General features: G+C 47.1%; 21 protein-coding genes and 1 pseudogene. All 22 read left to right on the plus strand.

What is annotated here, in order from left to right; all coding sequences use genetic code 11:
• Positions 1 to 49 precede the first annotated feature (49 nt).
• The gene (gene sdaAB, locus NQS30_RS07520) at positions 50 to 712 is read left to right on the plus strand and encodes an L-serine ammonia-lyase, iron-sulfur-dependent subunit beta (protein WP_032871450.1); all 663 of its coding nucleotides are present in this window, start codon (positions 50 to 52) and stop codon (positions 710 to 712) included.
• A gap of 20 nt (positions 713 to 732) precedes the next feature.
• Positions 733 to 1,635, plus strand: coding sequence for an L-serine ammonia-lyase, iron-sulfur-dependent, subunit alpha (gene sdaAA / locus NQS30_RS07525; protein WP_012117539.1), 903 nt, complete (start codon positions 733 to 735; stop codon positions 1,633 to 1,635).
• Complete coding sequence (gene recG, locus NQS30_RS07530; RefSeq protein WP_014417753.1) at positions 1,613 to 3,661, plus strand: ATP-dependent DNA helicase RecG; 2,049 nt, start codon at positions 1,613 to 1,615, stop codon at positions 3,659 to 3,661. Before sdaAA ends, recG begins: the two co-directional genes overlap by 23 nt.
• A 106-nt stretch (positions 3,662 to 3,767) precedes the next feature.
• Positions 3,768 to 4,334 carry a transcription factor FapR gene (fapR, locus tag NQS30_RS07535; protein WP_003154320.1) on the plus strand — a complete coding sequence of 189 codons (567 nt, stop codon included), beginning with the start codon at positions 3,768 to 3,770 and terminating at the stop codon, positions 4,332 to 4,334.
• Between the two features lie 13 nt (positions 4,335 to 4,347).
• Entirely contained in the window at positions 4,348 to 5,346 is a 999-nt protein-coding gene (gene plsX / locus NQS30_RS07540; RefSeq protein ID WP_007409758.1) for a phosphate acyltransferase PlsX, read from the plus strand.
• Positions 5,347 to 5,364: 18 nt separating this feature from the next.
• On the plus strand, positions 5,365 to 6,318 hold the full coding sequence (fabD, locus tag NQS30_RS07545) for an ACP S-malonyltransferase (RefSeq protein WP_218791627.1): 954 nt from the start codon (positions 5,365 to 5,367) through the stop codon (positions 6,316 to 6,318).
• Entirely contained in the window at positions 6,311 to 7,051 is a 741-nt protein-coding gene (fabG, locus tag NQS30_RS07550) for a 3-oxoacyl-[acyl-carrier-protein] reductase (protein WP_003154312.1), read from the plus strand. Before fabD ends, fabG begins: the two co-directional genes overlap by 8 nt.
• 84 nt (positions 7,052 to 7,135) lie before the next feature.
• Positions 7,136 to 7,369: an acyl carrier protein gene (gene acpP / locus NQS30_RS07555; protein WP_003154310.1), complete on the plus strand. Its 234-nt coding sequence runs from the start codon at positions 7,136 to 7,138 to the stop codon at positions 7,367 to 7,369.
• A gap of 138 nt (positions 7,370 to 7,507) precedes the next feature.
• Positions 7,508 to 8,257, plus strand: a complete 750-nt coding sequence (rncS, locus tag NQS30_RS07560) for a ribonuclease III (RefSeq protein WP_014417754.1) — start codon at positions 7,508 to 7,510, stop codon at positions 8,255 to 8,257.
• Positions 8,258 to 8,358: 101 nt separating this feature from the next.
• The gene (gene smc, locus NQS30_RS07565) at positions 8,359 to 11,919 is read left to right on the plus strand and encodes a chromosome segregation protein SMC (protein WP_218791628.1); all 3,561 of its coding nucleotides are present in this window, start codon (positions 8,359 to 8,361) and stop codon (positions 11,917 to 11,919) included.
• A gap of 19 nt (positions 11,920 to 11,938) precedes the next feature.
• A complete protein-coding gene (gene ftsY / locus NQS30_RS07570; protein WP_038457996.1) occupies positions 11,939 to 12,928 on the plus strand; it encodes a signal recognition particle-docking protein FtsY in 990 nt (329 codons plus the stop codon).
• Positions 12,929 to 13,011: 83 nt separating this feature from the next.
• Positions 13,012 to 13,782, plus strand: a pseudogene (locus NQS30_RS07575) (phosphotransferase family protein).
• Between the two features lie 121 nt (positions 13,783 to 13,903).
• A complete protein-coding gene (locus tag NQS30_RS07580) occupies positions 13,904 to 14,236 on the plus strand; it encodes a putative DNA-binding protein (RefSeq protein ID WP_003154299.1) in 333 nt (110 codons plus the stop codon).
• Positions 14,237 to 14,249: 13 nt separating this feature from the next.
• The gene (gene ffh / locus NQS30_RS07585; RefSeq protein ID WP_007409763.1) at positions 14,250 to 15,590 is read left to right on the plus strand and encodes a signal recognition particle protein; all 1,341 of its coding nucleotides are present in this window, start codon (positions 14,250 to 14,252) and stop codon (positions 15,588 to 15,590) included.
• Between the two features lie 105 nt (positions 15,591 to 15,695).
• The gene (rpsP, locus tag NQS30_RS07590; protein WP_003154296.1) at positions 15,696 to 15,968 is read left to right on the plus strand and encodes a 30S ribosomal protein S16; all 273 of its coding nucleotides are present in this window, start codon (positions 15,696 to 15,698) and stop codon (positions 15,966 to 15,968) included.
• Positions 15,968 to 16,213 carry a KH domain-containing protein gene (locus NQS30_RS07595; protein ID WP_007611392.1) on the plus strand — a complete coding sequence of 82 codons (246 nt, stop codon included), beginning with the start codon at positions 15,968 to 15,970 and terminating at the stop codon, positions 16,211 to 16,213. The genes rpsP and NQS30_RS07595 overlap by 1 nt, the downstream gene beginning before the upstream one ends.
• Positions 16,214 to 16,303: 90 nt before the next feature.
• Complete coding sequence (locus NQS30_RS07600) at positions 16,304 to 16,690, plus strand: YlqD family protein (RefSeq protein ID WP_003154291.1); 387 nt, start codon at positions 16,304 to 16,306, stop codon at positions 16,688 to 16,690.
• Between the two features lie 4 nt (positions 16,691 to 16,694).
• The gene (gene rimM, locus NQS30_RS07605) at positions 16,695 to 17,219 is read left to right on the plus strand and encodes a ribosome maturation factor RimM (RefSeq protein WP_003154290.1); all 525 of its coding nucleotides are present in this window, start codon (positions 16,695 to 16,697) and stop codon (positions 17,217 to 17,219) included.
• Entirely contained in the window at positions 17,216 to 17,947 is a 732-nt protein-coding gene (trmD, locus tag NQS30_RS07610; protein WP_218791629.1) for a tRNA (guanosine(37)-N1)-methyltransferase TrmD, read from the plus strand. Before rimM ends, trmD begins: the two co-directional genes overlap by 4 nt.
• Positions 17,948 to 18,087: 140 nt before the next feature.
• Positions 18,088 to 18,435 carry a 50S ribosomal protein L19 gene (rplS, locus tag NQS30_RS07615; protein ID WP_003154288.1) on the plus strand — a complete coding sequence of 116 codons (348 nt, stop codon included), beginning with the start codon at positions 18,088 to 18,090 and terminating at the stop codon, positions 18,433 to 18,435.
• Positions 18,436 to 18,577: 142 nt separating this feature from the next.
• Positions 18,578 to 19,426 carry a ribosome biogenesis GTPase YlqF gene (gene ylqF, locus NQS30_RS07620; protein ID WP_007409766.1) on the plus strand — a complete coding sequence of 283 codons (849 nt, stop codon included), beginning with the start codon at positions 18,578 to 18,580 and terminating at the stop codon, positions 19,424 to 19,426.
• A 72-nt stretch (positions 19,427 to 19,498) separates the two neighbouring features.
• Entirely contained in the window at positions 19,499 to 20,266 is a 768-nt protein-coding gene (locus NQS30_RS07625) for a ribonuclease HII (RefSeq protein WP_007611398.1), read from the plus strand.
• The last annotated feature ends 6 nt before the right edge of the window (positions 20,267 to 20,272 follow it).

Raw genomic sequence — 20,272 nt, forward strand, 5'->3', positions numbered from 1 at the left:
TCTAAAGAAAAGCGCTGAATGAAGTGATGTTAAGGAGGAGCAAACCAGCATGAAGTATAGAAGCGTTTTTGATATTATCGGCCCGGTAATGATCGGTCCGTCCAGTTCACATACCGCAGGCGCCGCCCGGATCGGCAGAGTGGCCAGAAGCTTATTCAGGCGGGAGCCCCGCCGGATCGTTGTGTCTTTTTACGGATCATTTGCGGAGACGTATAAGGGTCACGGCACTGATGTCGCGATTATCGGCGGCCTGCTTGATTTTGATACATTTGATGAGCGGATTAAAACAGCGATTCAAATTGCGGAAGAGAAGGGCATATATGTAGAGTTCCGTACAGAGGATGCCGTGCCCGTTCATCCGAATACGGCGCGTATCGTCATTTCTGATGAGGAGGGAGAGCTTGCCCTTACCGGTATTTCCATCGGCGGCGGAAAAATAGAAATCACGGAGCTCAACGGCTTTGAGCTGCGTCTGTCCGGAAACCATCCGGCTATTTTAGTCGTTCACAATGATAAATTCGGCACGATTGCAGGCGTTGCCAATGTGCTTGCGAAATTCTCCATCAACGTCGGACATATGGAAGTGGCGCGTAAGGACGTCGGCCAGCTTGCGCTGATGACGATTGAGGTCGATCAGAATATTGAAGAAGAAGTGCTTGACGAGCTTTCAACACTTCCTAATATTATACAGGTTACTAAGATAGCTGACTAAAAAGTCAGGAGGAAAATGACATGTTTCGTAATGTAAAAGAGTTAATAGAAATCACTCAAGAAAAACAAATTCCGATTTCGGAAGTGATGATCACGCAAGAGATGGAAGTGACGCAAAAAACGCGGGAAGAAATCTTTCAAGGAATGGAGCGCAATCTCTCCGTCATGGAAGCAGCTGTTGAAAAAGGGCTGAAGGGCGTCACGAGTCAGACCGGTTTAACAGGCGGAGATGCCGTGAAACTTCAGGCATACATCCAATCGGGAAGAAGCCTGTCGGGCAATCTGATTTTAGACGCCGTTTCTAAAGCTGTGGCGACAAATGAAGTCAATGCGGCGATGGGAACGATCTGCGCTACACCGACCGCCGGCTCTGCCGGGGTCGTGCCGGGAACGTTATTCGCCGTAAAGCATAAGCTGCACCCTACGACAGAACAAATGATCCGTTTTCTGTTTACAGCCGGCGCGTTCGGTTTTGTCGTAGCAAATAATGCGAGTATTTCAGGAGCGGCAGGAGGCTGTCAGGCGGAAGTCGGGTCAGCATCAGGCATGGCAGCGGCTGCGATTGTGGAAATGGCGGGCGGAACGCCTCAGCAATCAGCGGAAGCAATGGCGATTACACTGAAAAATATGCTCGGTCTCGTATGTGACCCGGTCGCCGGATTGGTAGAAGTGCCGTGTGTCAAACGAAACGCAATGGGAGCATCCAACGCAATGATCGCGGCGGATATGGCGCTGGCCGGGATTACAAGCCGCATTCCTTGCGATGAGGTGATTGACGCGATGTACAAAATCGGCCAGACAATGCCGACAGCACTGCGTGAAACCGGACAAGGCGGTTTAGCCGCGACACCGACGGGAAGAGAATTAGAGAAAAAAATTTTCGGAGGAGCGCTGAAATCAAGTGACACACCATCAGCAAACTAGTATAGCGGAAATTAAGGGCATTGGGCCGGAAACAGAAAAAACATTGCACGAACTTGGTATCTATGACATTTCTGATCTTCTGAATTATTTCCCTTACCGTTATGACGACTATGAGCTGAGGGATTTAGAAGAAGTAAAACATGAAGAAAGAGTGACGGTAGAAGGGAAGGTTCATTCAGAACCTTCTCTTACCTATTACGGCAAAAAACGAAACAGGCTGACATTCAGAGTGCTTGTCGGCAATTATTTAATTACCGCGGTCTGCTTTAACCGTCCCTACTTAAAAAAGAAACTGACGTTAGGTTCTGTCGTCACGATATCAGGGAAATGGGATAAACACAGACAGACCGTTTCCGTGCAGGAATTAAAAAACGGTCCTCATCAAGAAGATAAAAGCATTGAGCCTGTTTATTCCGTTAAAGAAAACGTCACCGTAAAAATGATGAGACGGTTTATTAAGGAAGCGCTGCAGCATCATTTGGACAGTGCGGCCGATCCGCTTCCTGAAAAATTGAGAATCCGCTACAAGCTGCCTGATTACAAACATGCCCTGCAGACGATGCATCAGCCTGAAACGAGGGAATCGTTACAGCAGGCAAGACGCCGGTTTGTTTACGAGGAATTCTTATTATTTCAGCTGAAAATGCAGGCGTTCCGTAAAGCGGAAAGGGAACAGTCAAAAGGCATCAGCCATGTGTTTCCTGCTGAAAAGCTCGCCGCTTTCACAGACAGCCTGCCGTTTTCGCTCACGACCGCACAGACGCGTGTGCTTCGGGAAATTACCGCTGATATGACATCCCCTTACCGAATGAACCGTCTGCTGCAAGGTGATGTCGGATCAGGGAAAACGGCCGTCGCCGCCATCGCTTTGTACGCTGCGATTTTGTCGGGGTATCAGGGGGCATTAATGGTGCCGACTGAAATTCTGGCCGAACAGCATGCGGATTCTCTCGTATCGTTGTTTGCAAATGAAGATGTAAATATCGCGCTTTTGACGAGTTCTGTCAAAGGAAAGCGGCGCAGGGAGCTTTTGGAGCGGCTTGCTCTCGGAGAGATTGATATTTTAGTAGGGACCCATGCTTTAATCCAGGATGAAGTGGAATTCAAAGCGCTGAGCCTTGTTATTACGGACGAGCAGCACCGGTTCGGGGTCGAACAGCGCAAAAAACTCAAGAATAAAGGTCAGGATCCGGATGTGCTGTTTATGACAGCTACTCCGATTCCGAGAACGCTGGCCATTACCGTCTTCGGAGAAATGGATGTTTCCGTGATAGATGAAATGCCCGCGGGGCGAAAACAAATCGAAACGTATTGGGTGAAACACGACATGCTGGAGCGGATTTTGGCTTTTATAGAAAAAGAGCTGAAGCAGGGAAGGCAAGCCTATATTATCTGCCCGCTCATTGAAGAGTCGGATAAACTGGATGTACAGAATGCGATTGACGTATATAACATGCTGTCTGACGTTTACCGCGGTAAATGGAATGTCGGCCTGATGCACGGGAAGCTCCATTCTGATGAAAAAGATCAGGTGATGAGAGAATTCAGCGCCAATCAATGTCAGGTACTTGTGTCAACAACCGTCGTAGAAGTCGGCGTGAACGTGCCGAATGCGACGATTATGGTCATCTATGACGCCGACCGTTTCGGGTTATCTCAGCTCCATCAGCTCCGCGGCCGGGTCGGGCGGGGAGATCACCAATCTTTCTGCATCTTGATGGCAGATCCGAAATCCGAAACCGGGAAGGAACGGATGAGAATCATGTCGGAGACAAACGACGGCTTCGAACTGTCTGAAAAGGACCTTGAACTGCGCGGCCCCGGTGATTTCTTCGGAAAAAAACAGAGCGGTATGCCCGAGTTCAAGGTGGCGGATATGGTTCATGACTACAGAGCTTTGGAAACGGCCCGCCAGGATGCGGCCAATCTGGTGTCTTCAGAGGCTTTTTGGAAAGATGACGAATACCGCATGCTGCGCGGTCAATTACTTTCAAGCGGCGTCCTGGAAGGGGAGAAATTAAGCTGATTCTGCAAAATTCGGCGGCTTTCAAAAAACAATCATTGCATTCCAAACTATGAGATTATATACTACTATTAGTACCTAGTCTTAATTGTCCGGATGGTGTTTACAGATGAGAAGAAGCAAGAAAGAACGCCAAAAATTATTGCAGCAGACGATCAAATCGACACCCTTCATCACAGATGAAGAATTAGCGGGGAAATTCGGCGTCAGCATTCAGACGATCCGTTTAGACCGCTTAGAGCTCTCAATACCGGAGCTGAGGGAAAGAATTAAAAACGTGGCAGAACAAACGCTTGATGATGAAGTGAAATCACTGTCTTTAGACGAAGTGATCGGTGAAATTATTGATCTGGAGCTTGACGGCCAGGCCATTTCCATATTAGAAGTAAGACGCGAGCATGTCTTCAGCCGCAATCAAATTGCGCGGGGGCATCATTTGTTTGCGCAGGCGAACTCACTCGCCGTAGCCGTCATTGATGATGAGCTGGCGCTGACCGCAAGCGCAAATATCCGCTTTACAAGACAGGTGAAAGAAGGCGAGCGCGTCGTTGCGAAAGCCAAAGTGACGGCAGTCGAAAAAGAAAAAGGCAGAACGGTAGTTGAAGTCAACAGCTATGTGGGAGAAGAAGTCGTGTTCTCCGGCAGCTTTGACATGTACCGTTCAAAACAATCATAAAGGTGGAGCATGCATGAGAATAGCTGTAGATGCAATGGGGGGCGACAACGCACCCAAAGCTGTTATTGACGGAGTAATGAAGAGTATTGAGGCATTTGACGATCTTCATATTACGCTGGTCGGTGACAAGACAACGATAGAATCACACTTGCCAACAACATCAGACCGCATCACTGTGTTGCACGCCGATGAAGTGATTGAACCGACGGATGAACCGGTCCGCGCCGTACGCAGAAAGAAAAACTCTTCTATGGTGCTGATGGCGCAGGAAGTGGCTGAAAACAGAGCGGACGCCTGCATCTCAGCGGGGAATACGGGTGCACTCATGACAGCGGGACTGTTTATCGTCGGCAGAATTAAAGGAATCGACCGGCCTGCGCTTGCGCCGACGCTTCCGACCGTTTCAGGCGACGGTTTCCTTCTTTTGGACGTGGGAGCCAATGTCGATGCCAAACCGGAGCATCTCGTCCAGTACGGAATTATGGGATCTGTATATGCCCGGCAGGTTCTCGGAATCAGCTCGCCCCGCGTCGGATTGTTAAATGTCGGCACGGAAGAAAAGAAAGGAAACGACCTGACAAAAAAGACGTTTGAACTATTAAAAGAAACAAACGTGAATTTTGTCGGAAACGTTGAGGCGAGAGACTTGCTCGAAGGCGCTGCTGACGTCATCGTCACAGACGGCTTTACGGGCAACGTCACGTTGAAAACATTGGAAGGTTCAGCGTTATCGATTTTCAAAATGCTGAAAGATACACTGACTTCAAGTTTTGTTTCTAAGCTCGCAGCGGGAGTGCTGAAGCCGAAGCTGATGGAAATGAAACTGAAAATGGACTATTCTGAGTACGGCGGGGCGAGTCTTTTCGGTTTGAAAGCGCCCGTCGTTAAAGCGCACGGCTCTTCTGACGCACGCGCTGTTTACCATGCGCTGCGCCAGGCGAGAGAAATGGTCAGCCAAAACGTGGCCGCATTTATAGAAGAAGAAGTAAAAGAAGAAAAAACAGATGAGTAGTCTGGAGGTTACCGCATCATGAGTAAGATTGCATTTTTATTTCCCGGACAGGGATCACAATATATCGGTATGGGAAAAGACCTGTACGAACGCGAAGAAGTGTCAAAACGTATTTTTGATGAAGCGGACGAAACGCTTGAAACAAAGCTGAGCTCGCTCATTTTTGAAGGCGACGCTGAAGAATTAACCCTTACATACAATGCGCAGCCTGCGCTGTTGACAACGAGCATTGCCGTATTGGAAAAGTTTAAAGAATTCGGCATCACCCCTGATTTCACCGCCGGACACAGCCTCGGAGAATATTCGGCGCTTGTTGCGGCGGGAGCGATGACATTTAAAGATGCCGTTCACACGGTAAGAAAACGGGGAGAATTCATGAATGAAGCCGTGCCGGCCGGAGAAGGCGCCATGGCAGCTATTCTCGGAATGGATGCGGAGTCCTTGAAAAAGGTGACGGATCAAGTGACGGAAAACGGTCATCTCGTACAGCTTGCCAACCTGAACTGCCCCGGCCAGATCGTAATTTCCGGAACGGCAAAAGGCGTGGAGCTGGCTTCAGAGGAAGCGAAAAACAACGGAGCAAAACGGGCAATCCCATTAGAAGTAAGCGGACCGTTCCATTCTGAATTAATGAAGCCGGCAGCGCAAAAACTCGAGGAGGTGCTCAGCGCCTGTGAGTTAAAAAATGCGGCTGTTCCCGTGATTTCAAACGTTTCGGCTGACGTTATGACAGAAAAAGACGATATCAAGAAAAAACTGATCGAACAGCTGTATTCACCTGTTCGCTTTGAAGAAACCATTAACAAACTGATTGACGAAGGCGTCACGACGTTTGTTGAAATCGGGCCGGGAAAAGTGCTTTCAGGCCTTGTGAAAAAAGTGAACCGCCGCCTTAAAACAATCGCGGTTTCTGACCATGAAACCATCGAACTGGCGATTCAAACGCTGAAGGAGGAGAATCAGGATGCTTAATGAAAAAACAGCAGTGGTAACGGGAGCGTCCCGCGGAATCGGGCGGGCGATCGCGCTTGATCTTGCGAAAAACGGCTGTAACGTAGTAGTCAACTACTCCGGGAATGAAGCGAAAGCGAACGAAGTCGTAGATGAAATCAAATCTTTGGGCCGAAACGCGATCGCGGTAAAAGCCGATGTATCAAATTCCGAAGAAGTACAAAACATGATGAAAGAGGCTGTCGCTGCATTTTCTTCAATCGACATTCTCGTGAACAATGCGGGGATCACAAAAGACAATCTTCTGATGAGAATGAAAGAAAATGAATGGGATGATGTCATTAACATTAACCTGAAAGGTGTATTCAACTGCACGAAAGCCGTGACAAGACAGATGATGAAACAGCGCTCCGGCCGGATTATCAACGTATCATCAATCGTCGGCGTCAGCGGAAACCCCGGCCAGGCGAACTATGTGGCGGCAAAAGCCGGTGTAATCGGCTTAACGAAGTCATCAGCCAAAGAGCTTGCGAGCCGCAATATTACGGTTAATGCCATTGCTCCGGGCTTTATTTCTACAGATATGACGGACAAGCTTTCTAAAGAAGTCCAAGATGAAATGCTGAAGCAGATTCCGCTCGCGCGTTTCGGTGATCCTTCCGATATCAGCAGCGTTGTTACGTTCCTTGCTTCTGAAGGATCGCGTTATATGACGGGCCAAACCCTTCATATTGACGGCGGAATGGTGATGTAAAGATTTGTTTTTAAAATTTCATCCTAGTTTCTCTAGTTTTTTAAAAACGAATCCTCTATAATACTTGAGGGGAGGTGAATTGCTATGGCAGATACATTAGAGCGTGTAACGAAAATCATCGTAGACCGCCTTGGCGTTGATGAAGCTGACGTCAAACTTGAAGCTTCTTTCAAGGAAGACTTAGGTGCTGATTCCCTAGATGTAGTTGAGCTTGTTATGGAACTTGAAGACGAGTTTGATATGGAGATTTCTGACGAAGATGCTGAAAAGATTGCAACAGTCGGCGACGCTGTGAACTACATACAAAACCAGCAATAAGCTGATGCTTAAAGTCCCGCCTGACAGCGGGGCTTTAGCCCTTTAATCGTTCGGTTACCGGCGTCTGACGCTGTACGCGCTGCCGATTCCGTTTACGGCGGGGAGCGCGGTGAACCTGATGTGCCTATGGAGGTTACTATGTCAAAACACTCACATTTTAAAGATAAAAAAAAGTTCTATAAAAAAATAGAGCAATTTAAAGAGTTCCAAGAACGGATTTCGGTTCATTTTCAAAACGAGAAACTTTTGTATCAAGCATTTACACATTCATCTTATGTGAATGAGCATCGGAAAAAGCCGTATGAAGACAATGAAAGGCTTGAATTTTTAGGTGACGCTGTTTTGGAACTGACGATCTCCCAATTCTTATTTGCCAAATACCCGGCCATGAGTGAAGGAGATTTGACGAAGCTGAGAGCCGCTATCGTATGCGAGCCGTCACTCGTCTCACTTGCCCATGAATTGTCATTCGGCGATCTTGTTCTCTTGGGAAAAGGAGAAGAAATGACGGGCGGCAGAAAGCGTCCTGCGCTTTTAGCGGATGTGTTTGAAGCGTTTATTGGCGCACTGTATCTGGATCAGGGCCTTGAGCCGGTTCAGCAATTCCTGAAAGTGTACGTGTTCCCTAAAATAAACGATGGTGCTTTTTCTCATGTGATGGATTTCAAAAGCCAGCTTCAAGAATTTGTACAGCGGGACGGAAAAGGATCGCTTGAGTACAAAATTCTCAATGAAAAAGGGCCTGCCCACAACCGGGAATTCGAGGCGCTTGTCTCTCTTAAAGGTGAGGCGCTCGGTATCGGGAACGGACGTTCCAAAAAAGAAGCCGAGCAGCATGCGGCACAGGAAGCTCTTGCAAAAATGCAAAAACATCATACGAAACAATAAAATCCCCCTGTTTCCCTAGGGGGATTTCAGTATGTCTGCGCCTGATATAAGCGGGTGATTATGATAATATTGAGATACTTATACGATAAGGAGGATCTGGGATGTTCCTCAAACGTTTAGACGTTATAGGATTTAAATCATTTGCAGAACGGATATCCGTTGACTTTGTAAAAGGCGTCACGGCCGTTGTCGGTCCGAACGGCAGCGGAAAGAGCAACATTACCGAAGCCATCCGCTGGGTGCTCGGCGAACAATCAGCCCGCTCGCTTCGGGGCGGAAAAATGGAAGATATCATTTTTGCGGGAAGTGATTCGCGCAAGCGGCTGAACCTTGCCGAAGTCACGTTAACGCTTGATAATGAAGATCATTTTCTCCCGATCGATTATCACGAAGTCAGCGTGACGAGACGGGTGTACCGTTCCGGAGAGAGTGAATTTCTCATCAACAATCAGCAGTGCCGTTTGAAAGACATCATTGACTTATTTATGGACTCCGGGCTCGGAAAAGAAGCATTCTCTATTATCAGCCAGGGGAAAGTCGAAGAGATTCTCAGCAGCAAAGCGGAAGACCGCCGCAGTATTTTTGAAGAAGCGGCCGGCGTGCTGAAATATAAAACAAGAAAGAAAAAAGCGGAAAACAAACTGTTTGAGACGCAGGATAACTTAAACAGGGTGGAAGATATTCTCCACGAGCTTGAAGATCAGGTTGAACCGCTGAAAATCCAGGCATCAATCGCCAAAGACTACTTAGAAAAAAAGAAAGAGCTTGAGCATGTCGAAATTGCCCTTACCGCCTTTGACATCGAAGAACTGCATGGCAGATGGTCGGGTTTAAAAGACAAGGTGCAGGCTGCTAAAGAAGAAGAATTGGCGGAATCATCGGCTCTATCCGCAAAAGAAGCCATGATAGAAGAGACGAGAGATAAAATCCACGCGCTTGATGAATCCGTCAACGAACTGCAGCAGGTTCTGCTCGTGACAAGTGAAGAGCTGGAAAAGCTGGAAGGCCGGAAAGAAGTGCTGAAAGAGCGCAAAAAAAACGCCGCGCAAAACCGGGAACAGCTTGAGGAATCCGTTATACATTACACGAACAAAGAAGCCGAACTGAAAGCGGACATTGCAAAACAGTCTGCCGTCTATGATAAACTTCGTGCGGAAGTGAAGCGGTTAAACGCCCAGGTGAAAGAAAAGCAGCAGGCTCTCAGTCTGCATAATGAAAATGTAGAAGAGAAAATTGAACAATTAAAAAGCGATTACTTTGAATTGTTAAACAGCCAGGCGTCGATTCGCAACGAGCTGCAGCTTTTAGATGACCAGATGTCCCAATCTGCGGTCCAGCAGGCGAGACTGACCGCAAACAATGAAAAATATCTTGAAGAACGTAACGATATTGCAGTCCGCAAAGCGGCGTGCGAAGAAGAATTGGCTGCCGTTGAAGAGGATATTCACAATCAGGTCGTCCGCTTTCGCGAAGTCCAGACAGCATATGAACAGAAAAAACGCCAATATGAAAAGAAAGAATCTGCGCTGTATCAGGCATATCAATTCGTCCAGCAGGCCAGATCCAAAAAAGATATGCTTGAAACGATGCAAGGCGATTTTTCAGGATTTTACCAAGGCGTAAAAGAAGTGCTGAAGCAGAAAGAGAAGCTCGGCGGCATCCGCGGCGCCGTTCTCGAACTGATTGCCACCGAACAAAAGTATGAAACGGCGATCGAGATTGCACTCGGCGCAGCGGCGCAGCACGTTGTCACAGACGACGAGCAGGCGGCGCGGAAAGCGATTCAATATTTAAAACAGAATTCATTCGGCCGCGCGACGTTCCTGCCGCTTACGGTTATGAAACCGCGCCAGCTCCAAACCCGTGATGAACAGACGGCTCAGAAGCATCCGTCTTTCCTCGGCACAGCGAGCGGGCTTGTCACATATGATGCCGCGTATCGGAATGTCATTCAAAACCTTCTCGGCACCGTGCTGATCACTGAAGATTTAAAAGGCGCGAATGAACTGGCCAAGCTTCTCGGGCACCGCTACCGCATCGTGACGCTTGAGGGCGATGTCGTCAATCCAGGCGGATCAATGACAGGCGGCGCGGTCAAAAAGAAAAACAATTCTCTGCTCGGCAGAAGCCGTGAGCTTGAGACGGTGACTGCGCGGCTTGCCGAAATGGAAGAAAAAACAGCTCTGCTCGAAAAAGAGGTCAAAACGCTGAAGCAGGCCATTCAAGAGCTTGAACATACGCTGAGCGGTCTCCGTGAAGACGGTGAAGCTTTCAGAACAAAGCAGCAGGATGTAAAAGGCAGGCTGTATGAACTCGAAGTCGCTGAAAAGAACATCAATATCCATCTGGAGCTTTACGATCAGGAGAAAGCATCACTGACCGAAAGCAGCCGGGAAAAAGAGACGCGCAAATCAGCTCTGGAAGAACAGCTGAGTGAGGCATCCGGCCAGCTGAAAGAGCTTGAGGAAGAGATGGAAAGGCTGACAAAACAAAAGCAGACCCTATCCTCAACAAAAGAAACGCTCTCTCATGAACTGACGGAATGTAAAGTGGCTGCTGCGAAAAAAGAACAGGCGTGTTCGAGTGAAGAAGACAACCTCAAACGGCTGAAAAAAGAGCTTGAAGAAACGCAGCTCGCTCTGAAAGAAACACGGGAAGATTTAAGCCTCCTGACCTCAGAGATGACGTCCAGCACAAGCGGTGAGGAGCAGCTTGAAGAAGCAGCCCATCACAAGCTTCACGATAAAACGAGAACGATCGAATTGATCGCCAGCCGGCGCGACCAGCGGGTGAAGCTTCAGAGGGCGCTTGATACGAACGAGCTTGAGCTGAAAGAGATGAAGCGTCTGTACAAGCAAAAAACGGACATTCTGAAAGATGAAGAGGTAAAACTCGGCCGGATGGAAGTCGAGCTTGATAATCTCTTGCAGTATTTACGCGAGGAGTACAGCTTATCCTTTGAAGGGGCAAAAGAACAATATCAGCTCGAACTCGAGCCTGAAGAGGCGAGAAGACGGGTCAAACTGATCAAGCTTTCAATTGAAGAGCTCGGAACGGTCAATCTCGGCAGCATCGATGAATTTGAAAGAGTAAACGAACGGTATCAGTTTTTAACAGAGCAGAAAAATGACCTGACGGAAGCGAAAAACACACTGTTTCAAGTCATTGAAGAAATGGATTCTGAAATGACGAAGCGATTCCATGAAACGTTTGTCCAGATCCGTTCTCAATTCAACGACGTGTTCCGTTCTTTATTCGGAGGAGGACGGGCTGAACTGAAGCTGACTGATCCGAATGATCTTCTTAATTCCGGGGTGGACATTATCGCGCAGCCTCCGGGCAAAAAACTGCAAAACTTAAATCTTTTGTCAGGGGGAGAACGGGCGCTGACTGCCATTGCCCTTTTATTCTCCATTCTGAAAGTAAGGCCCGTGCCGTTCTGCGTCCTTGATGAAGTGGAAGCTGCGCTTGATGAAGCCAATGTATTCAGGTTTGCGCAATATTTAAAAAAATACAGCGGCGACAGCCAGTTTATCGTCATCACCCACAGAAAAGGCACCATGGAAGAAGCGGATGTCCTCTACGGTGTTACGATGCAGGAATCCGGCGTTTCCCGAATGGTTTCGGTCAAACTGGAAGAAACAAAAGAATTCGTTCAGTAACGAGGAAAGAGGTTGAAAGATGAGCTTTTTTAAAAAATTAAAAGAGAAAATCACGAAACAGACAGACTCCGTCTCTGAAAAATTTAAAGATGGTCTTGAAAAAACAAGAAATTCCTTCTCAAATAAAGTGAACGAACTCGTCTCCCGCTACCGGAAAGTCGACGAGGATTTCTTCGAGGAGCTTGAGGAAGTGCTGATTGGCGCTGACGTCGGTTTTACAACCGTTATGGAGCTGATTGATGAACTCAAAAATGAAGTGAAGCTGAAAAACATCCAGGATCCTCAGGAAGTGCAGTCCGTCATTTCTGAAAAGCTTGTCGACATTTATAACAGCGGCGACGAACAGATTTCTGAATTAAATATTCAGGACGGGCGCCTGAACGTTATTCTGCTTGTCGGGGTAAACGGCGTCGGAAAAACGACAACGATCGGAAAACTTGCCCATAAGCTGAAAAATGAAGGCAAATCCGTTGTGCTCGCTGCCGGAGACACCTTCAGAGCCGGGGCGATTGAACAGCTTGAAGTGTGGGGGGAGCGTACAGGCGTGCCTGTCATTAAACAGGCTGCCGGAAGCGACCCTGCTGCGGTTATTTATGATGCCGTACACGCGGCTAAAGCAAGAGGAGCGGATGTGCTGATTTGTGATACGGCCGGCCGCCTTCAGAATAAAGTAAACTTAATGAAAGAGCTTGAAAAAGTCAAACGCGTCATCGAACGCGAAGTGCCTGAGGCTCCGCATGAGGTTCTCCTTGCGCTGGACGCGACGACAGGCCAAAATGCGATGGCGCAGGCGAAAGAATTCTCCAAAGCGACGAATGTGACGGGTATCGCGTTAACGAAGCTTGACGGCACCGCAAAAGGCGGTATCGTCCTGGCGATCCGCAATGAGCTTCACATCCCCGTGAAACTGGTCGGCCTCGGAGAAAAGGTTGACGATCTCCAGCGGTTTGATGCAGAATCTTACGTATACGGTCTCTTTTCTGATTTAGTTGAAAAAGCCGAGGATTAATGAATAAAAAACGAGTATAAAATGGACGGTTTTATACTCGTTTTTTTATACGCATTGATAGATCGGAATGGAGGGGGCAATTGTTGGACAAATGGCTGAAAGCTGAATTGGAAAGTAAGATCGGCGCGATAAACCATATGTCGCTGCTGGATGAACAGGGAGGCACTTCAACCGTTCGAAAAATAGTGACTGGCCAAGACGCATTTCTGCTGAAAAGTTCTTTTCAACAGAAGTATCGGGAATGGTTAATGAGAGAAGCCTTCGTTTTACAAAAACTGACGGAAACTCGTCGTCTGCCTGTTCCTATTTATTATGGGATGATACAGGAACAGCATGCCAGCCATATCCTAATGTCATTTGAGGATGGAATCACCCTGACTTCGGCTTTAAGAAAAGCAAAAGGGGATACTTAAAAGAAAAAGCTGATCAAAAGTTTCGGGCAGTTTCTGCAACGGCTGCATGAAACCGAAATGGTCTCTGGTTTACAGCCGGAAACAGACTGGCTCGATCTGCAAATCAAACGAGCCGGGGAATATGTCAAAAAAGGACAGGCTGAAGGAAGTGCAGAGCTTTTGAAGGAATTGGACAGGTACAGGCCTGTTCCTGTTCAGCAGACAATGATTCACGGTGACTGCACGACTGATAATGTGCTGGTGAAAGACGGAGAGGTCTATCTGTTTATCGATGCTGCGGGAATATCGGCGGGAGATCCGCGATATGATGAATCATTAGCGATCAGTCATTTTGTCACAAATGAAGCATGCCTTAATGCTTTTTACGAAGGCTATTGCCGCTATCGTGTATCAAAACAAGAATTCGAGTATTTTAACGACGGTCTATATGAATTTTTTTAAAAAAACTTATTATGTAAAAAGAGCATCATGCTTTGACAAGATAAAAACTTGACACACGCTCTGAAACCATGTAAACTAAGTTTTTGTAAAGGGATTTGACTTAACAAAGGGGAGAGCTCAAATGTCGCTCGAAAAAACGACGAGAATGAACTATTTATTTGACTTCTATCAGTCGTTGCTGACGTCAAAACAAAAGAGCTATATGTCGCTTTATTATCTGGACGATTTCTCCCTTGGTGAAATAGCCGAAGAGTATGACGTTTCAAGGCAAGCCGTTTACGATAACATCAAACGGACTGAAGCGATGCTTGAACAATATGAAGAAAAACTGCTCCTTTTTAAAAAGTTTCAGGAGCGTAAAGAAATGTTTACAAAGCTGAAAGAGCTTGCTTCCGGGTTGCAGGAAGAGGAAAAAATGACGGCTCTGATTGAAGCGCTTGAGAAATTAGATTAGGAGGCGGCAAACAATGGCATTTGAAGGATTAGCCGACCGACTGCAAAAGACGATTTCAAAAATCCGCGGAAAAGGAAAAGTCAGCGAACAAGACGTAAAAGAGATGATGCGTGAAGTTCGTCTTGCGCTTCTTGAGGCTGACGTTAACTTTAAAGTCGTAAAGGATTTTGTGAAAAAAGTAAGTGAACGGGCTGTCGGACAGGACGTTATGCAGAGTCTGACACCCGGTCAGCAGGTTATTAAAGTCGTAAAAGAAGAGCTTACTGAGCTGATGGGCGGCGAAGAAAGTAAAATTGCCGTCGCCAAACGCCCCCCGACCGTTATTATGATGGTCGGGCTCCAAGGTGCCGGTAAAACGACAACCACGGGGAAGCTTGCCAACCTGCTGCGCAAAAAACATAACCGCAAACCGCTGCTCGTGGCTGCGGATATTTACCGCCCCGCCGCGATTAAACAGCTGGAAACACTGGGGAAACAGCTTGATATGCCGGTCTTTTCGCTTGGCGATCAGGTCAGCCCTGTGGAAATTGCCAGACAGGCGATTGAAAAAGCGAAGGAAGAGCATCATGATTATGTGATTTTAGATACCGCCGGACGGCTGCACATCGATCACGAACTGATGGATGAGCTCTCCGGCGTAAAGGAAGTCGCAAATCCTGAGGAAATTTTCCTTGTCGTCGACTCAATGACCGGTCAGGATGCGGTAAACGTCGCCAAAAGCTTTAATGACCAGCTCGGTTTAACGGGTGTCATTTTAACAAAGCTTGACGGGGATACCCGGGGAGGTGCGGCGCTTTCTATCCGCGCGGTCACCGAAACGCCGATTAAATTCGCCGGAATGGGAGAAAAGCTCGATGCTCTTGAAGCATTCCATCCTGAACGGATGGCATCCCGGATTCTCGGAATGGGTGACGTGCTGACGCTGATTGAAAAAGCTCAGGCGACCGTTGATGAAGACAAAGCCAAAGAGCTTGAGCAGAAAATGAGAACGATGAGCTTCACATTGGATGATTTTCTGGAGCAGCTCGGCCAGGTCCGAAACATGGGGCCTCTTGACGAACTGCTGCAAATGATGCCCGGCGCAGGCAAAATGAAAGGCTTAAAAAACATCCAAGTCGATGAAAAACAGCTGAATCATGTGGAAGCGATCATTAAATCAATGACTGTTCTTGAAAAAGAACAGCCGGATATCATTAACGCCAGCCGGCGGAAGCGGATTGCCAAAGGAAGCGGAACATCCGTTCAGGAAGTCAACCGTCTTTTAAAGCAGTTTGAGGAAATGAAAAAAATGATGAAGCAGATGACCAACATGACAAAAGGGAAGAAAAAAGGCTTTAAATTACCTTTTATGTAATCGGTTATACATGATAAAACCGTTGTTAAGAAAAAACACTTTACAAACACTTTTATCATTGTTAATATACTATCTTGTTGAAATATTTTCGGAGGTGCTAGTAAAATGGCAGTAAAAATTCGTTTAAAACGTATGGGAGCAAAAAAATCTCCTTTCTATCGTATTGTTGTAGCAGATTCTCGTTCACCGCGTGACGGCCGTTTCATCGAAACAGTCGGCACATACAACCCGGTTGCAAAACCGGCTGAAGTGAAAATCAACGAAGAGCTTGCTCTTAAATGGCTTCAAACAGGAGCTAAACCTTCTGATACAGTCCGCAACTTGTTCTCAAGCCAAGGAATTATGGAAAAATTCCACAACGCTAAACAAGGCAAGTAATGACTGATCAGAACTTGGAAGATTTGATTGTCAGCATTGTGGCTCCGCTTGTCGACCATCCGGAAGACATAACGGTCACAAAGGAAGAGACTGATCAAAAGATTGCGCTGCGCTTATCTGTCAATAAGTCAGATACCGGTAAGATTATCGGAAAGCAAGGCCGGACTGCAAGAGCGATTCGAACCGTCGTTTTTGCAGCTGGCGCACAGTCTTCTAAGAAAGTTCAATTTGAAATATTTGACTGAAAAAGGGAGAGGGCCGGCACCTCCCCTTTTTTTACACGTAAAAAAGGCAAATGAACAGAAATATGTTGGAAGAGTGGGGAGTCTGGTACTATGCAGATTATTCACAGGGTAACCGTTATGCAGGTTCTGACCGAGCAAAGCAAGGAAAAGCTTTTGGCCTCTTTTGCAGAAAAAAAGCAAACGCTTGAACGAGAATGCAGCCAGCTCTATTTTCAGCTTAGAAAACATGAAAAAGATCAGCAGAATCCCGATGTAGCGGAATCTTTTAAAAAAGCCATTGAAAAAAGACAAGACAAAATCAAAATGATCGATTTCCAAATAAGCCAGACAGAGTCGCTCCCGCTTGGAAGCGAAGTGAAGGAAAAGGAGATCGATGCGCTGCTTTCAATCAACGTCGGTGATAACTGGCATGAAAAAACAGCGGCAAATACCATCGTCATAAAAGACGGGGTAGTAATTGAAATCCGCCCGAGGTGATAATATGACAAACAGATGGTTTAATGTAGGCAAAATTGTAAATACCCACGGCATTAAAGGCGAAGTGCGGGTCATTTCTAAAACGGACTTTGCCGAAGAACGGTACAAGCCCGGCAATACGCTTTATTTGTTTGCGGAAGGGGCTGCGGAGCCAATCAAAGTAACGGTCAGCGCCCACAGGCTTCACAAGCAGTTTCACCTGCTGCAATTCAAAGAAATGCCGAGTCTCAATGAAGTCGAACACCTAAGAAACATGGTGATCAAAGTCCCTGAAGAAGACTTGGGAGAGCTTGAAGAAGATGAATTTTATTTTCATGAAATCATCGGCTGCGAGGTTGTGTCAGAAGACGGGGAACTGATCGGCACAGTGAAGGAAATCTTGACGCCCGGGGCTAATGACGTATGGGTGGTTGCAAGAAAAGGCAAAAAAGATGCGCTCATTCCGTATATTGCTTCTGTGGTAAAGGATATTAATATAAATGAGAAGAAAATTAAGATTCATGTAATGGAAGGGTTAATAGACGAATGAAAATCGACTTTTTAACACTGTTTCCCGAAATGTTTCAAGGGGTGCTCGGCTCATCCATTCTGCAAAAAGCACAGGAAAAAGAGGCTGTCCGTTTTGACGTCATCAATTTCCGGGCTTTTTCGGATAATAAACACCAAACGGTTGATGATTACCCGTACGGCGGGGGAGCCGGGATGGTATTAAAGCCGCAGCCTGTATTTGATGCGGTTGAAAAGCTGACAGCCGGTACGGACGCCAAGCCGCGCATTATTCTCGTCTGCCCGCAAGGTGAGCGTTATACGCAGAAGAAAGCCGAGGAGCTGGCGGAAGAGGAACATCTCATGTTTATTTGCGGACATTATGAAGGGTATGATGAACGGATCCGGAAACATCTTGTCACTGATGAAATCTCCATCGGGGATTTTGTGCTGACCGGGGGAGAGCTCCCTGCCATGATGATCGCTGACAGCGTTGTCAGGCTTTTGCCGGGCGTCCTCGGGAAAGAAGCATCCCACGTGGAGGATTCCTTCAGCACGGGGCTTTTAGAGCATCCGCACTATACGAGGCCTGCAGATTATAAAGGCTTAAAAGTGCCTGAGACCCTTCTGTCCGGCAACCATGCAAAAATACAAGAATGGCGCAATAAAGAATCAATCAGAAGAACCTTTTTAAGACGTCCGGATCTTCTTGAAAACTATCCTCTCACTGATGAGCAAAGAAAATGGATTTCCGAGTGGGAAAACGAATAGATTCTATTGCGCAGGCGATGAAGATATGATAAGATACTACTTGTGGCTTAAGGAGGCTTATCCTTCAGAAGCTTGAAAACGATGTTCCGCTGTGCCTTGCAGTTGTGGCCAAGAGCATCTGTTGGAAGGAGTTGAAAACGATGCAAAAACTAATTCAAGATATCACAAAAGAACAGCTTCGCACTGATCTTCCTGCGTTCCGTCCTGGTGACACTTTACGTGTACACGTAAAAGTTGTTGAGGGTAACCGTGAGCGTATCCAGATCTTCGAAGGTGTTGTGATCAAGCGTCGTGGTGGTGGAATCAGCGAAACGTTCACAGTTCGTAAGATTTCTTACGGTGTTGGCGTTGAACGTACATTCCCTGTACACACACCAAAAATCGCGAAAATCGAAGTTGTACGTTACGGTAAAGTACGTCGCGCTAAGCTTTACTACCTGCGTGAACTTCGCGGAAAAGCGGCTCGTATTAAAGAAATCAGACGATAATGATAACGAACGAAAAGAGCTTGTTACCCGTAACAGGCTCTTTTTTTATATGAAATTTGTAAAAGCAGAACAAGCAACGTAAAATACATAAGAGATCATCGGAACATCCGGTTCCGGTAAATAAGGCAGGTGTCGAAGTCACATGACCATTCAATGGTTCCCAGGCCATATGGCTAAAGCGAGACGGGAAGTAACAGAAAAACTGAAATTAATTGATATCGTATACGAATTGGTGGATGCGAGAATCCCGATGTCATCGAGAAATCCGATGATTGAGGAGATTTTAAAGAATAAGCCGCGCATTATGCTTTTAAATAAAGCCGATAAGGCGGATGCGGCTGTGACTGCTCAGTGGAAGGACCACTTTCAGGAACAGGGCATTCCCTCTCTTTCAATAAACTCCGTTAACGGGCAGGGACTGCATCAAATCGTGCCGTCATCGAAAGAGCTGCTGAAAGATAAGTTCGATAAAATGAAAGCAAAAGGTGTTAGGCCAAGAGCAATCCGCGCATTAATCATCGGCATTCCGAATGTCGGCAAGTCTACGCTCATTAACCGGCTGGCCAAAAAAAACATTGCCAAGACGGGAGACAGGCCCGGCATTACCACTTCACAGCAGTGGGTAAAGGTAGGCAAGGAATTAGAGCTGCTCGATACACCGGGAATTTTATGGCCTAAATTTGAAGATGAGCTTGTCGGCTTGCGTCTGGCGATCACCGGGGCGATTAAAGATACGATTATCAACCTGCAGGATGTGGCCGTCTTCGGGCTGCGCTTTCTGGAAGAGCATTATCCCGACCGCTTGAAGGAGCGCTACGGACTTCAGGAAATCCCTGAGGATATCGCCGCTCTTTTCGACGCGATCGGTGAAAAACGCGGCTGTTTGATGGGCGGCGGAATGGTTGACTATGATAAAACAACGGAAGTCATCATTCGGGACATCCGGACGGAAAAATTCGGCAGGCTTTCATTTGAAACACCATCAGAATAAAGACGCGCAGCGATGCGGGTCTTTATTTTTTCCGCAGAATACCGATATACATAATGTAAGGGAGAAGAGAACGTGAATACATTAACCGTAAAAAGCGTAAAAGAACGCCTGCAAGAGGTCAGGGACGAAAGCGACCCCTTCCTTGCCCAATGTGAGAAAGACCCGAGAAAAAGCGTACAGACGCTTTTAGAGCAATGGCTGAAAAAGCACGCGAAGGAAAAAGCTCTTAAAGAGCAATGGCTGAACATGACGGCATACGAAAGACTGTCATCCAAAAAGGGCTTCCGCCTGATTGCGGGTGTTGACGAAGCCGGAAGAGGGCCGCTTGCCGGACCGGTTGTCGCCGGCGCCGTCATTTTGCCGGCAGAATGCGAGATTCTCGGTCTCACGGACTCGAAGAAATTGTCGGAAAAGAAGCTCGAGGAGTATTACAGCCGGATCACGGAAGAAGCGGCGGCTGTAGGAGTCGGCATTGTCCATGCGGACGTCATTGACCGGATCAACATTTATGAGGCCGCGAGACTGGCGATGGTAAAAGCCGTCAATGCTTTAACGGAAACACCTGATTATCTGCTTGTTGATGCCATGACCCTTCCGCTTGACATTCCGCAGTCATCAGTTATAAAAGGGGATGCCAAAAGCGTGTCAATTGCCGCCGGAGCCTGCATCGCAAAAGTAACGCGGGACCGTCTCATGGCTGAGTACGCCAAAACCTACCCCATGTACGGCTTTGAAAAAAATAAAGGCTACGGAACGAAAGAACATCTTGAAGCTCTTCAGGCATACGGACCGACAACTATTCACCGAAAAACGTTCGCTCCCGTTCAATCTTATTGTTAGAAAAGA

Origin of the sequence: Bacillus sp. B1(2022) (assembly GCF_040259625.1) — a bacterium.
GTDB lineage: Bacteria > Bacillota > Bacilli > Bacillales > Bacillaceae > Bacillus > Bacillus velezensis.